This window comes from Nocardioides sp. LHD-245 (assembly GCF_030929495.1).
In the GTDB taxonomy this organism is placed as follows: domain Bacteria; phylum Actinomycetota; class Actinomycetes; order Propionibacteriales; family Nocardioidaceae; genus Nocardioides.
Genome location: NZ_JAVFWN010000012.1, coordinates 134963 through 148012 on the forward strand (window position 1 = coordinate 134963; position 13050 = coordinate 148012).

Below are 13050 nucleotides of genomic sequence, written 5' to 3' on the forward strand. Positions count from 1 at the left end.
CCGGCGCTCGCGCCGCGTCAGGGTACGACCCGGACATTCCGGTCCGCGGCCGGGTCACCCCTAGACTCGGCCCCGCCATGAACGAGCCTGTAGCGCGCCCAGCCGAGACCTTCGCCGAGGCCGAGGACGCCCTCCTGTCCCGATGGCCCGAGACCCGCCTGGAGCCCTCGCTCGACCGGATCCGGGCCTTCACCGAGCTGCTCGGCGATCCGCAGCGCGCCTACCGCTCGATCCACCTCACCGGCACGAACGGCAAGACGTCGACGTCGCGGATGATCGACGCGCTGCTCCGCGCCCTCGAACTGCGCACCGGCCGCTTCACCAGCCCGCACGTCGAGCGGATGAGCGAGCGGATCAGCATCGACGGGGAGCCGCTGGACGACGAGGCGTTCGTCCGGGCGTTCAACGACATCGCGCCGTACACCCATCTGGTCGATCGGGCCGGGGAGCACCCGCTCAGCTTCTTCGAGACCGTCGTCGGCATGGCCTACGCCGCCTTCGCCGACGCGCCCGTCGACGTCGCCGTCGTCGAGGTCGGCATGGGTGGGTCCTGGGACGCCACCAACGTCATCGACGCCGACGTCGCGGTCGTGACGCCGATCGCCGTCGACCACGCCCACTACCTCGGCGACACCGCGGTCGAGATCGCCCGGGAGAAGGCGGGCATCATCAAGCCCGGCTCGGTCGCGGTGCTCGCACAGCAGACCGCCGCCGTCGCCACCGTCCTGCTCGAGCGGATCGCCGAGGTCGGCGCCACCGCCGCCCGCGAGGGCCTGGAGTTCGGCGTCGTGTCCCGCGCGCCCGCGGTCGGCGGGCAGGTCGTGACCCTCCAGGGCCTCCGCGGCCGGTACGACGACCTCTTCCTGCCGCTCTACGGCGCTCACCAGGCGCAGAACGCCGCGGCCGCGCTCGCCGCGGTCGAGGCGTTCGTCGGGGGAGAGGAGCCGCTGGGCGACGACATTGTCCGGGGGGCCTTCGCCGAGATCACCTCGCCGGGGCGCCTGGAGGTCGTCCGCCGCAGTCCCACGATCGTGCTGGACGCGGCCCACAACCCGCACGGAGCGGAGGCCGCCGCCGCCGCGCTGGACGACTCCTTCCAGTTCGACCCGGTCATCGGCGTGATCGGCGTGATGGGGGACAAGGACGCCGAGGGACTGCTCGCCGCGTTCGAGCCCCACCTCGAGCACGTCGTGGTGACCCAGAACTCCGCGGCCCGTGCGCTGTCCGCCGACCGGCTGGCCGTCGTGGCGCGCGAGGTGTTCGGCGACGACCGCGTCACCGTCGTCCCCCTGCTCGCCGACGCCATCGACGCCGCCGCGGCCCGCGCCGAGGCGACGGGCAGCGACGCGCTCAGCTCGGGCGCCGTCCTCGTCACCGGCTCGGTCGTCACCGTGGGTGAGGCCCGCACGCTGCTGGGGGGCCGCAAGTGACCGAGGAGACGCACCCTCCGGCACTGCCTCCGGACGGGCCGGTCGACCCCGAGCGCGAGAAGTCCCCGCGCCGGGGGATGTGCGCCGCCGTCCTCAGCCTCGAGGCGGTCGCGGTCGGCCTGTCCACGCCGGTGATGATCGGCATCTCCGACATCCGCCCCGCCCTGGCGCTGCCGCTCGGGCTGGGCCTGGCGGTGCTCTGCGTGCTGGTCGCGGGGATGCTGCGCCGCGAGTCGGCGTACGTCCTCGGGCACGCGCTGCAGGTCGGCGCCGTCGCCCTCGGCTTCCTGGCCCCGCTCATGTTCGTGGTCGGCGGCATCTTCGCCCTGCTCTGGGGGACCGCCTACGGTCTGGGACGCAAGATCGAGAACGAGCGGGCGGCCGCCTTCGCGGCCTACGACGAGGGCCGGGGATCAGATGGTTCGTGACCGCCTCGGGGCACTGGGTAGAGTGACCGCGTGCCAGTGATCATCGACAAGCTCCTCCGCATCGGAGAGGGCAAGATCCTCCGCCAGCTCGAGGGCATCGCGAAGGCCGTCAACGCCATCGAGGACGACTTCAAGGCGATGTCCGACGACGAGCTGCGGGGCATGACCGACGAGTTCCGCAAGCGCCTGTCCGAGGGCGAGGATCTCGACGACATCATGCCCGAGGCGTTCGCGACGGTCCGCGAGGCCGCGCGCCGGGTCATCGGGCAGCGTCACTTCGACGTGCAGGTCATGGGCGGCGCCGCGCTGCACATGGGCAATATCGCCGAGATGAAGACCGGTGAGGGCAAGACCCTGGTCTCGACGCTGCCGGCGTACCTCAACGCACTCGAGGGCAAGGGCGTCCACGTCGTCACGGTCAACGACTACCTGGCCAAGTTCCAGTCCGAGATGATGGGCCGGATCCATCACTTCCTGGGCCTCTCGGTCGGCGTGATCCTTCCGAGCATGCGCCCCGACGAGCGCCGCAAGGCCTACGCCTGCGACATCACCTACGGCACCAACAACGAGCTCGGCTTCGACTACCTCCGCGACAACATGGCCTCCTCGCTCGAGGAGTGCGTGCAGCGGGGCCACAACTTCGCCGTCGTCGACGAGGTCGACTCGATCCTCATCGACGAGGCGCGGACCCCGCTGATCATCAGCGGTCCGACCCAGGACGAGGTCAAGTGGTACGGCGAGTTCGCCAAGATCGCGCAGAAGCTCACCAAGGACGTCGACTACGAGGTCGACGAGAAGAAGCGCACCATCTCGGTCCTCGAGGACGGCATCACCCGGGTCGAGGACCATCTCGGCATCGAGAACCTCTACGAGTCGGCCAACACCCCGCTCATCTCCTTCCTGCACAACTCCATCAAGGCCAAGGAGCTGTTCCGCAACGACAAGGAGTACGTCGTCATGGAGGGCGAGGTGCTCATCGTCGATGAGCACACCGGCCGCATGCTGGCGGGACGCCGCTACAACGACGGTCTCCACCAGGCCATCGAGGCCAAGGAGGGCGTGAAGGTCCGTGAGGAGTACCAGACCCTCGCCACCGTCACCCTGCAGAACTACTTCCGTCTCTACGAGAAGCTCTCCGGCATGACCGGTACGGCCCTCACCGAGGCCTCCGAGTTCGACAAGATCTACAAGCTCGGCGTGGTCTCGATCCCGACCAACAAGCCGATGCAGCGCAAGGACCAGCCCGACCTCGTCTACCGCACCGAGGAGGCGAAGTACAACGCGGTGGTCGACGACATCGTCGAGCGCCACGAGAAGGGCCAGCCGGTCCTGGTCGGCACGGTGTCGGTCGAGAAGTCCGAGTACCTCCACCAGAACCTCACCAAGCGGGGCGTCCCGCACTCGGTCCTCAACGCGAAGGTCCACGCCGAGGAGGCCAAGATCGTCGCCATGGCCGGCCACAAGGGCGCGGTCACCGTCGCGACCAACATGGCCGGTCGCGGCACCGACATCATGCTCGGCGGCTCCGTCGAGTTCCTCGCCGACGCGGAACTGCGCAAGCAGGGACTCGAGCCGACGGGCGAGACCGCCGAGGAGTACGAGGCCGCCTGGCCGGCGATGCTCGAGCGGTTCAACGAGGAGGTCGCCAAGGAGCACGACGAGGTCAGGGATCTCGGCGGTCTCTACGTGATCGGCACCGAGCGCCACGAGTCGCGCCGCATCGACAACCAGCTCCGCGGTCGTTCCGGCCGTCAGGGCGACCCCGGCGAGAGCCGGTTCTACCTGTCCCTGCAGGACGAGCTCATGCGGCTCTTCAAGTCCGACTGGGTCGACCGGGTCCTGCTCATGCTCAAGATCCCGGACGACGTCCCGATCGAGAACAAGCGGGTCACCAACGCGATCGCCAGCGCCCAGGGCCAGGTCGAGTCGCAGAACTTCGAGTCCCGCAAGAACGTCCTCAAGTACGACGACGTCATGGATCGCCAGCGCAAGGTCATCTACGGCGAGCGCCGCGAGGTCCTCGAGGGCGTCGACCTCGAGGAGCAGATCCGCACCTTCCTCGACGACGTCGTCACCGGCTTCGTCAACGGCTCGCTCGACGAGTTCGCCGAGCAGTGGGACCTCGAGCAGCTGTGGACCGACCTCAAGCAGTTCTGGCCGGTCTCGATCTCCTGGAAGGACCTGGTCGAGGAGGCCGGCACCCAGGCCGCGCTCGAGAAGGCGCACCTGATCGACGTCCTCAAGGCCGACGCCCACGCGGCGTACGACGCCCGCGAGGAGGAGGTCGGCGAGGATGTCGCCCGCGAGCTGGAGCGCCGGGTGCTGCTGTCCGTGCTCGACCGCAAGTGGCGCGAGCACCTCTACGAGATGGACTACCTGCGCGAGGGCATCTACCTGCGGGCCTACTCGCAGCGCGACCCGCTGGTCGAGTACCAGCGTGAGGGCTTCGACATGTTCGCCGCCATGATGGACGGCATCAAGGAGGAGACCGTCGGCTTCCTCTTCAACCTGGAGGTCCAGGTCGAGGACGACGACGACGAGGTCCACTACCACGCCGACGGCACCCGGCACGCCGGCCCGATGCACGAGGGCGCGTTCGCCGAGCCGCCGGTCGGCGTCGGCGCGGGCGGCGAGGTCGACCTGGGGTCGATCTCCTCGGAGCTCAAGGCCCCGAAGGTCACCGCCAAGGGTCTCGACGCCCCGAAGCAGCCGCAGAACCTCACCTACTCCGCGCCCGACGAGACCGGGCACGAGGAGGTCCGCGGCAGCGGCGCCGCGTCCAACGCCGACGACGAGTTCGGCGACATCGGTCGCAACGCCCTGTGCCCGTGCGGCTCCGGCAAGAAGTACAAGCGCTGCCACGGTGCTCCCGGTGGGGCCACCGGCTACACCACCCGCGTCAGCGGCTGATCAACGGATCAGACGGGGGTCTTCGACGATGCTGATGTCGGCATCGTCGAAGACCCGCCCGACGTGAACCGTCGCGAGGAAGTCGCGGACCCGGCGCTCGGCCGTGGCGAGCGAAGGAGCCTGCGTCACGCCCTCGCCGTCGATGTGAAGCTCCCAGCCGTGCTCTCACGGCCGGGCGGTCACGTGGTACGTCGTCATTGCAGCCACCCTTTCGGAAGACACTCCAGGCGCCGTTTCATTTCCTTGACCACCAGTCTGGATCGCCGGCGGTCGACTCAGGAGAAGTCGAGCGCGGTGCAGACCCAGCGTTGGTCGCGGCGCTCGAACCTGGCCGCGACGGCGCGCGAGCGCTCGCCGTGGAGCACGTGCACCCCGCACTCCACGATCGCGTCGCTGAGGAAGCAGGCGTGCACGCTCCGCACCCGCGGCCGGACCGGCTGCACCCGCGCCAGGCCGGGCTGGTGACCGCCCGCACGGGCGACCAGGAGGGCGCGGCGGTGGAGGTCGGCGTACACGTCCCGGGTGGTCCAGCGGATCAGCTGGGAGACGGGCCGGTCGCCACCGACGATCTCGACGGCCGCCTGCACGAAGCGGTGGGTCCACTCCTCGATGGCGTGCCGTAGTCGCTGGTCGACGGGGACGACGACCGCACCCGGCCGGGTCGGCGGGCGTGGCCCCGCGCGTCCCGTCGTCCGGGGCGGGGACTGGCGGGGGAGCAGGGCGAGGGCGAGCGTGCCTTGGGTGGGGCTGACCGGGACGGCCAGCCGGAGGCCGGCCAGCTCGTGCGGGGCTGCGGACATGGTTCCTCCTGGATGGGCGGGGTCAGGTCGTCGGGTCAGGTCGTCGGGTCAGGTCGGCGGCAGCCGGAGCGACTGCCCGGGGTGGATGAGATCGGGGTCGGAGCCGAGGGCCGGGGCGTTGAGCGCCTGCACTCGCCGCCAGTACGACGCCACCTCGGTCGCCGACGCGCCGGGGCCGAGCCGGTGGGCGGCGATCGACCACAGCGAGTCGCCGGGCCGGACCACGACGACCGCCGGGCCCCGCTCGCCGTCTCGTGCCGGCCGGTCGAGGGGCCGGTCGAGGGGCCGGTCGAGAGGCCGGTCGAGGGGCCGGTCGGGCAGGGGGAGGCCGTCGAGCGCCGCGGCGCCGCCCGGGGCCTCGGGACCGGTGGGTACGTCGGTCGAGCTGTCGGCGGAGGCCGGTGCGACCCCCGCGAGCGCCACCACGCCGCAGGCGGCGAGGAGGAGGCGGCGGAGCGGACCGACGACCCGTTCCGGCGGCGCGGCGCCGGAGCGCAGCACACTGCCGGCGACGTCGGTCACCAGCGCCCAGAGGATGATCCCGGTGGCCAGCACCGCGACCGCGCACGCCTGGACGAGGACGTCCGCGAAGGTCGGCCCGGGTGCGGCGGCCAGTCGCCGCGCCGGCGGCACGGCGAGTGCGCCAAGACCGCCGAGCGCGGCGGTGACGGTGAGCCAGAGCAACGTGGCGCGCATCCGCACCCGGCCGGCAGCGACGAGTTCCATCCCGAGAGAACCTTTACGTTTGCTTCCGTTTGACACAGGATGAATTCGTTAAGTTCGGTTGTCAACCGTTACGCAGCCAACCTGTGGAGGACGGCGTGCGAGGGTGGGCGCATGGGCTGGGAGGACGAGCTGTTCGCGCTCTTCGACGATCTCGAGGACCAGGCCGGCGCCCTGTTCGCCGCGGAGCGCGACCTCGAGGTGGCCGACCGCAGCCGCGCGGAGTACCAGCAGGTCGGCCTCGCCGGGCGGTTGATGGCGAGTGTCGGCGCCGAGGTCACCCTCGGCGTCCTCGGTGTCGGCAATGTGGCCGGCACGGTCGAGCGGGTCGCCGACGGCTGGCTGCTGCTCGCCTCCGGCGATCACGACTGGGTGGTCGCCCTCGCGGCGGTCAGCACCGTCGAGGGCGCGTCCGCGCGCTCGGTCCCCGCCGTCGCCTGGTCACCGTTCGCCCGCCTCGGCCTGGCCTCGGCCCTGCGCCGGATCGCCGAGGCCCGCGAGCCGTGCCTGCTCCACCTCCGCGACGGCAGTCGTCTCGACGGCGTCCTGCACCGGATCGGCGCCGACTTCTGCGAGCTGGTCGCCGGCGAGGGCCGGCGTACGCTCCTGGTCGCGTTCAGTGCCCTCGCCGCGGCGCGCTCCCACCGCTGAAAACGCTTCCGGGCCTCGCCGAGACACCCCCTCGATTGGGCAGAGACTGCATACCCCGGGGCCGAATTCGCGCGGATTGGTCCCAAACCGCACGATCTACTGACGAGTCATTCCGCCGAGTCAGGTCGCGTCGAGGTCGTACGGCGGCCGCTCGCCCGGCTCGAGCGGCCGCACCGGCGCGGAGTCGTCGTCACTGCGGATGGTGTCATCGAGCTCCTCGAGCTCGGCCATCGCCTCGGCGATGTGCTTGCGGACGATGGCGCGCGGGTCGAGGTCGGAGAGCTCGAGGTCGGCGTACTCCGGGCCGAGCTCCGAGCGCAGCTCGTCACGGGCGTTGTTGGCGAACTTGCGGAGGTCGCGGACCAGCCGGCCGGCCTGGCGGGCCAGATCGGGGAGCTTGTCGGGCCCGAAGACGAGCACAGCCAGGAAGGCGATCAGGGCGAGCTCGCCGAAACCGATACCGAACACCCGCCAGCCCCTTCCTCCGTGCGTCGCGACAGCGTGCGGGTCAGAACTTACTGGTCGGGGTGAGTCCGAGTTGCATGCCGGCCAGTCCGCGGCCCCGCCCGTCGAGGCGGTCCGCGATCGCCTGGAGCGTGGCGGCGGCCGGAGCGGTGGGGTCGGCGTCGACGATCGGCTTGCCGACGTCGCCGCCCTCGCGGAGCGCGATGTCGATCGGGATCCGGCCGAGCACGGGCACGTCGTACCCGAAGCGCTCGGACAGCGTCTCGGCGACCCGGTCGCCGCCGCCGGTGCCGAAGATCGCGAGCTGGTGCTCCTTGCCCTCGGCGGTGCAGTGGGGGCAGGGCAGGTAGCTCATGTTCTCGACGACGCCGACCACGCGCTGGTGCATCATCGAGGCCATCGTGCCGGCCCGCTCGGCGACCTCGGCCGCGGCCTCCTGCGGCGTGGTCACCACGACGACCTCGGCACCCGGCAGATGCTGGCCCAGGGAGATGGCGACGTCGCCGGTGCCGGGCGGCAGGTCGAGGAGCAGGACGTCGAGGTCACCCCAGTAGACGTCCGCGAGCATCTGGACGAGGGCCCGGTCGAGCATCGGGCCGCGCCAGGCGACGACCTGGTCGCGGCGCGGCTTGAGCATGCCGATCGAGATGACCGAGACGCCGGACGGCGTCGGCACCGGCATGATCAGGTCGTCGACCTGGGTCGGCCGGGCGTCGGCGACCCCGAGCATCGCGGGCACCGAGTGGCCGTAGATGTCGGCGTCGACGAGGCCGACCTTGCGTCCCGACTTGGCCAGCGCGAGAGCCAGGTTGACCGTCACCGAGGACTTGCCGACGCCGCCCTTGCCGGAGGCGATGGCGAACACCTTCGTCAGCGAGCCGGGCTGCGCGAACGGGATCTCGCGCTGTGCCTGGCCGCCGCGCAGGGTCTCGTGCAGGCCGGAGCGCTGCTCCGCGCTCATCACGCCGAGCTCGACCTCCACGCCGGTCACACCGGGCAGCGCGGCGACGGCCGCGGTGACGTCGCTGGTGATCGTGTCCTTGAGGGGACAGCCCGCCACGGTCAGCAGCGCCTTCACCGTGACGACGGAACCACCGTCGCCCGCGGCGATGTCGACGCTCTCGACCATGCCGAGCTCGGTGATCGGGCGCTTGATCTCGGGGTCGTTGACCTTGGCGAGCGCGGCCATGACCTGCTCGACGGACGGGGACTGCGTCGTACTGCTCACAACCCTGGAGTCTACGGAGCGCCCGGAGCGTCCTCGTCGGCGCCGTCTGCGTGAGACGGCGCACGCTCCTCGAGGTCGGACAGCAGGTTGCGCAGCTCGGAGCGCAGGAAGTCGCGGGTGGCGACCTCGCCGACCGCCATCCGCAGCGACGCGACCTCGCGGGCGAGGAACTCCATGTCGGCGTGCGCCCGGGCGTCGGCCTGGCGGTCCTGCTCGGCGATCACCCGGTCGCGGGCCTCCTGGCGGTTCTGCGCGAGCAGGATCAGCGGGGCGGCGTACGACGCCTGGAGGCTCAGCATCAGCGTCAGGAAGATGAACGGGTAGTCGTCGAAGCGCAGGTCGGCGGGCGCGACCAGGTTCCAGCAGACCCAGCCGACGACGAAGAGCGTCATGTAGATGAGGAAGGTCGCCGTGCCCATGAACCGGGCGAACTGCTCGGCGAAGACGCCGAAGGTGTCGGCGTTGTACGACGGCCGGCGGACCAGCTGCCGGCGCTCCTCGCGGGGGGTGTCCAGCCGCTCCCGGGTGCGGCGGGCGTCGCTCACGGTGCGTCCCTCCCGCGCTCGCGGGCGCGCTCGCGCCAGTTGGCCGGCAGCATGTGGTCGAGCAGGTCGTCGACCGTGACCGCGCCCAGCAGGCGACGGTCCTCGTCGACGACCGGCGCCGCCACCAGGTTGTAGGTCGCGAGGTGGGCCGCGACCTCGTCGATGGCGGCCTCCGGGCGCAGCCACTCCATCGAGTCGTCGAGGGCGCCGGCCACGAGCGTCGACGGCGGCTCGCGGAGCAGCCGCTGGATGTGGGCGACGCCGAGGAGCTTGCCGGTGGGCGTCTCCAACGGGGGCCGGCAGACGTAGACCAGCGCCGCGAGGGCCGGCGTGAGCTCGGGGTTGCGGACGTGGGCGAGCGCGTCGGCGATGGTCGCGTCCGGGCCGAGGATGACCGGCTCGGAGGTCATCATGGCGCCGGCGGTGTTCTCGACGTACGACATCAGGCGCCGCACGTCCTCGGCCTCCTCGGGCTCCATCAGCCCGAGCAGGATCTCCGCGGTCTCCGGCGGCAGGTCGCTCACCAGGTCGGCCGCGTCGTCGGGCGACATCTCCTCGAGGACGTCGGCCGCGCGCTCGGAGTCGAGGCCCTTGAGGATCTCGACCTGGTCGTCCTCGGGCAGCTCCTCGAGGACGTCGGCGAGCCGCTCGTCGTCGAGCGCCAACGCGACGGCGGTACGCCGCTCCGGGGGCAGGTCGTGCAGGATGCTCGCGGCGTCGGCGGGCCGCATCTCGTTGAGGGCCGCGACCAGGTGGGTGGCGCCCTGACGGTCGTCGGTGCGGGTGAGCCCGACCACGTCGCGCCACTCGACGACGTGGGACTGCCCGCGGCGACGGAAGCTCTTGGACGGCTCGCGTACGGCGACCCGGCTCAGCACCCAGTCGCGGGTCCTGGCGGGCTCCATCGCGACGTCGTACACGGTGCCGGTGATGCCGCTGTCCTTGATGGTGACGGTCCGGTCGAGCATCTGCCCGATCACCAGGGTCTCGGTGGAGCGCTGCTCGAAGCGGCGCATGTTGAGGAGGCCCGTGGTGTAGACGTGGCCGCTGTCGATGTTGGTGACCCGGGTCATCGGCACGAAGATCCGGCGCCGCCCGAACACCTCGGCGACCATCCCGAGCACCCGCGGCTGGGTCCCCTCGGTGCGCATCGTGACGACCAGGTCGCGGACCTTCCCGACCTGGTCGCCCTGGGGGTCGAAGATCGGGAGCCCGACCAGCCTGGCCGCGAACACGCGGGAAGGGGTGGTGCTCACGGCACGAACGCTACCGGTGGAGCCGCCTACTTCATGAACGTGCGCGGGCACGTCGCGCCGGCACAGTCGCGGGTCTCGAGCCACAGCCCGCGCAGCTCCTTGCGGATGGCCCGGTAGCGGGGGTCCCGGTAGAGGTTGTAGAGCTGGTACTGGTCGTTGGTCGCGTAGTAGAGCTCGCCGCGCCCCTTGCGGCCGCGGACGTAGGTCCAGGGGCCCACGATGACGCCGGTGTAGAGCGGCTCGAGGCCGCCCTTGACCGGCCAGCCGGCGACGGGGATGACACGGCGGGTGGCGTCGCTGTCGAGCCAGGGCAGCACGTCCACGCCGTCGGCGTCCCGGTCGAGCGTGGTGCCGGCGAGCGCGGCGAAGGTCGGCGCCCAGTCGGCGTTGGTCACTGGGGCCTGCGTGGTGGTGCCGGCCGGCAGGCCGGGGCCGCGGATGAACATCGGGATGCCGATGCTGTCGCGGAAGTACCAGAGCTTGCCGTTCAGGTTGTGCTCGCCGGTCATGAACCCGTTGTCGGAGGTGACCACGACGTAGGTGTTGTCGAGCTGCCCGGTCTCCTTCAGGGTGTCGACGGTGCGCGCGATGGCGCGGTCGACGGCCTGGAGCGCCTCGACCCGCTGTTGGCGCTCCTCGCGCAGCCCGGCTCGGCGCTCCTCCGAGCTCTTCTGCCGTGCGGCCCGGATCAAGGCCTTGTCGCTGGGATCCTCCTCGAACATCTCGGGCGTGGTGTCGAGCTCGAGGTCCTCGAAGGTGTTGCGGTCCCGCTTCTCCGGCACCGCCGTCGAGATCCCCTCGGGATCGTCGTCCTCGATCGGGCTGCCGTGGTGCGGGGCGACGTAGTTGACCCAGAGGTACCACGGATCGTCGCTGTCGGCCTGATTCTCGATCAGGTCGTTGGACTGGTCGCTGAGAAGCGTCGTGGAGTAGGTGTCGTACCTCTTGATCTTCCCGTCGACGAGCAGCTGCGGGTGCTCGTAGTCGTACGTCGCGAAGTCGACCGTCGGGCGCCACACGGTCCAGCCCGGCGGCTCGTGGTCGACCTCGTGCCGGGTGTAGCCGTTGAGGTACTTGCCGACCATCATTGTGTCGTAGCCGGCGTCCTGCAGGCTGACCGGCAGCGTGTCGGCGTCCTCGAACGCCGAATAGCCGCCGCCCTCGCCGCCGACCGTGACCGCACCATGGTTGTGGGCGTACTGCCCGGTCAGCAGGGAAGCGCGGGCCGGCACACAGATGGGCGTGGGCGCCAGGCCGTTCGCGATCGTGACGCCCTGGTCGGCCACGACCTCCTGCAGGTGCGGCATGAACTGCATGTCCTTGAGTGCCGCGTCGTCCATCGTGATCATCAGCAGATTCGGCTGCTCGGGCGAGGTCACCGGGGCAGGCGTGGCGTCGGGGCCGAGGACCGTGTCGACCTTGGTCGGTGCGGCGACCTCTGCCTGCTCGCCCGGGGGCTGGTACTTCACCGCCGGTGGCCGCTCGGTCGACCCACCGCCCCCGCCGCCGGAGCAGGCGGCGAGCACGCTCGCGCTCAGGACGGCGGCGGTGGCCAGACGGAGGCGGCCGGGGCGACTCACGCGTCGATCTCCTTCGTGACGGGGACGTCGGTGGGGGTGTCGATCGGGGTGTCGGCCGCGCAACGGAAGCCGAGGTTCGAGGCGGAGGAGTCCGGCGGTGCCGCCGAGCGGGCGGCGACCCGGTACCGGTTGCAGTACGAGTCGTGGCACAGGAACGACCCCCCGCGCATCACGCGGACCGTACCAGAGGCCGGGCCGCGCGGATCACGCCGTGCGCGGGCCGCGTAGGCCGTCGGGTCGAACCAGTCGGAGCACCACTCCCACACGTTGCCGACCATCTGGTGCAGGCCGTAGCCGTTGGGGGAGTACGCCGTCACCGGGGCCGTCGTCGTCCAGCCGTCCTCGGCGGTGTTGGCCGCCGGGAAGCTGCCCTGGAAGATGTTGACCTGCCAGCGGTCGCCGTCCATCAGGTCGTCGCCCCAGGGGTAGCGCCGCCCGGACAGGCCACCGCGGGCGGCGTACTCCCACTCGGCCTCGGTGGGCAGTCGCCGGCCAGCCCAGCGGGCGAAGGCGCGGGCGTCGTCGTGGGAGACGTGGACCACGGGATGCTCGTCCCGGCCGCCGAGGTCGGAGCGGGGGCCCTCGGGGTGCCGCCAGTCGGCGCCGCGCACGCCGATCCACCAGGGGGTTGCGGGGGAGTGGCCGAGGACGTCGGCGACGACGGCGGCGACGTCGGTGTGGAAGACGGCGGAGTAGCCCTCGGCCTCGGCCGTGGTCCGGTGGCCGGTCGCGTCGACGAAGGCGGCGAACGCGCGGTTGGTCACCGTCGTCGTGCCGAGCTGGAAGGCGGACACCTCGACCTCGTGCACCGGGCCCTCGCCGTCGCCCGCGTAGCCGTCGCCGAAGTGGTCGCCGAGGGCGGTCCGGCCGGCCGGGATCGCCGCGAGCCCGGTGCGGTCGACGCCGCGCGATCCCGCCGCCGGGAGGTCGGTCGTGGTGTCGTCCGCGGCCCTCGCGGAGGACCGGGGGCCGGCGGGGACGCAACAGGGACGCTGATCGGACATCGTCGACAGTCTGCCCCAGCGTGCGAAGCG

At 71.4% G+C, this 13050-nt stretch carries 13 protein-coding genes; 4 read left to right on the forward strand and 9 right to left on the reverse strand.

Going from position 1 to position 13050, the window contains the following annotated elements; translation table 11 throughout:
- Window positions 1-77: 77 nt before the first annotated feature.
- From RB608_RS18435 to secA, 3 genes are read left to right on the forward strand one after another with little or no spacing between them, the layout of a single operon-like run.
- Window positions 78-1430: a folylpolyglutamate synthase/dihydrofolate synthase family protein gene (locus RB608_RS18435; RefSeq protein ID WP_308089509.1), complete on the forward strand. Its 1353-nt coding sequence runs from the start codon at window positions 78-80 to the stop codon at window positions 1428-1430.
- Window positions 1427-1858, forward strand: a complete 432-nt coding sequence (locus RB608_RS18440) for a DUF4233 domain-containing protein (RefSeq protein ID WP_308089510.1) — start codon at window positions 1427-1429, stop codon at window positions 1856-1858. Before RB608_RS18435 ends, RB608_RS18440 begins: the two co-directional genes overlap by 4 nt.
- A 30-nt stretch (window positions 1859-1888) precedes the next feature.
- On the forward strand, window positions 1889-4768 hold the full coding sequence (gene secA / locus RB608_RS18445; protein WP_308089511.1) for a preprotein translocase subunit SecA: 2880 nt from the start codon (window positions 1889-1891) through the stop codon (window positions 4766-4768).
- Here secA and RB608_RS18450 read toward each other — a convergent pair whose 3' ends face one another.
- The 3 genes from RB608_RS18450 to RB608_RS18460 form a co-directional block, all read right to left on the reverse strand.
- Window positions 4769-4897 carry a hypothetical protein gene (locus RB608_RS18450; RefSeq protein WP_308089512.1) on the reverse strand — a complete coding sequence of 43 codons (129 nt, stop codon included), beginning with the start codon at window positions 4895-4897 and terminating at the stop codon, window positions 4769-4771.
- A gap of 146 nt (window positions 4898-5043) precedes the next feature.
- Entirely contained in the window at window positions 5044-5568 is a 525-nt protein-coding gene (locus RB608_RS18455; RefSeq protein ID WP_308089513.1) for an Rv3235 family protein, read from the reverse strand.
- Between the two features lie 48 nt (window positions 5569-5616).
- Window positions 5617-6294 (reverse strand): LysM peptidoglycan-binding domain-containing protein, encoded by a 678-nt coding sequence (locus RB608_RS18460; protein WP_308089514.1) that lies wholly within the window; start codon window positions 6292-6294, stop codon window positions 5617-5619.
- A gap of 111 nt (window positions 6295-6405) precedes the next feature.
- On the opposite strand from RB608_RS18460, the gene RB608_RS18465 reads away from it, so the two are divergent.
- Window positions 6406-6942: a hypothetical protein gene (locus tag RB608_RS18465; RefSeq protein ID WP_308089515.1), complete on the forward strand. Its 537-nt coding sequence runs from the start codon at window positions 6406-6408 to the stop codon at window positions 6940-6942.
- A gap of 120 nt (window positions 6943-7062) precedes the next feature.
- Here RB608_RS18465 and RB608_RS18470 read toward each other — a convergent pair whose 3' ends face one another.
- From RB608_RS18470 to RB608_RS18495, 6 genes are read right to left on the reverse strand one after another with little or no spacing between them, the layout of a single operon-like run.
- Window positions 7063-7410, reverse strand: coding sequence for a sec-independent translocase (locus RB608_RS18470; RefSeq protein ID WP_308089516.1), 348 nt, complete (start codon window positions 7408-7410; stop codon window positions 7063-7065).
- Between the two features lie 40 nt (window positions 7411-7450).
- On the reverse strand, window positions 7451-8596 hold the full coding sequence (locus RB608_RS18475; RefSeq protein ID WP_308089617.1) for a P-loop NTPase: 1146 nt from the start codon (window positions 8594-8596) through the stop codon (window positions 7451-7453).
- Window positions 8597-8646: 50 nt separating this feature from the next.
- Window positions 8647-9180 carry a DUF1003 domain-containing protein gene (locus RB608_RS18480; protein WP_392391016.1) on the reverse strand — a complete coding sequence of 178 codons (534 nt, stop codon included), beginning with the start codon at window positions 9178-9180 and terminating at the stop codon, window positions 8647-8649.
- Window positions 9177-10436: a magnesium transporter MgtE N-terminal domain-containing protein gene (locus RB608_RS18485; protein WP_308089517.1), complete on the reverse strand. Its 1260-nt coding sequence runs from the start codon at window positions 10434-10436 to the stop codon at window positions 9177-9179. Before RB608_RS18485 ends, RB608_RS18480 begins: the two co-directional genes overlap by 4 nt.
- 26 nt (window positions 10437-10462) lie before the next feature.
- Window positions 10463-12016, reverse strand: coding sequence for a sulfatase (locus RB608_RS18490; RefSeq protein WP_308089518.1), 1554 nt, complete (start codon window positions 12014-12016; stop codon window positions 10463-10465).
- The gene (locus tag RB608_RS18495; protein ID WP_308089519.1) at window positions 12013-13020 is read right to left on the reverse strand and encodes a formylglycine-generating enzyme family protein; all 1008 of its coding nucleotides are present in this window, start codon (window positions 13018-13020) and stop codon (window positions 12013-12015) included. Before RB608_RS18495 ends, RB608_RS18490 begins: the two co-directional genes overlap by 4 nt.
- Window positions 13021-13050 lie beyond the last annotated feature (30 nt).

Coding starts and splice junctions, on each gene's coding strand:
- RB608_RS18435 (WP_308089509.1), top strand. CDS start 78: ATGAACGAGCCTGTAGCGCGCCCAGCCGAGACCTTCGCCGAGGCCGAG.
- RB608_RS18460 (WP_308089514.1), bottom strand. CDS start 6,294: ATGGAACTCGTCGCTGCCGGCCGGGTGCGGATGCGCGCCACGTTGCTC.
- RB608_RS18455 (WP_308089513.1), bottom strand. CDS start 5,568: ATGTCCGCAGCCCCGCACGAGCTGGCCGGCCTCCGGCTGGCCGTCCCG.
- RB608_RS18495 (WP_308089519.1), bottom strand. CDS start 13,020: ATGTCCGATCAGCGTCCCTGTTGCGTCCCCGCCGGCCCCCGGTCCTCC.
- RB608_RS18475 (WP_308089617.1), bottom strand. CDS start 8,596: ATGGCCGCGCTCGCCAAGGTCAACGACCCCGAGATCAAGCGCCCGATC.
- RB608_RS18465 (WP_308089515.1), top strand. CDS start 6,406: ATGGGCTGGGAGGACGAGCTGTTCGCGCTCTTCGACGATCTCGAGGAC.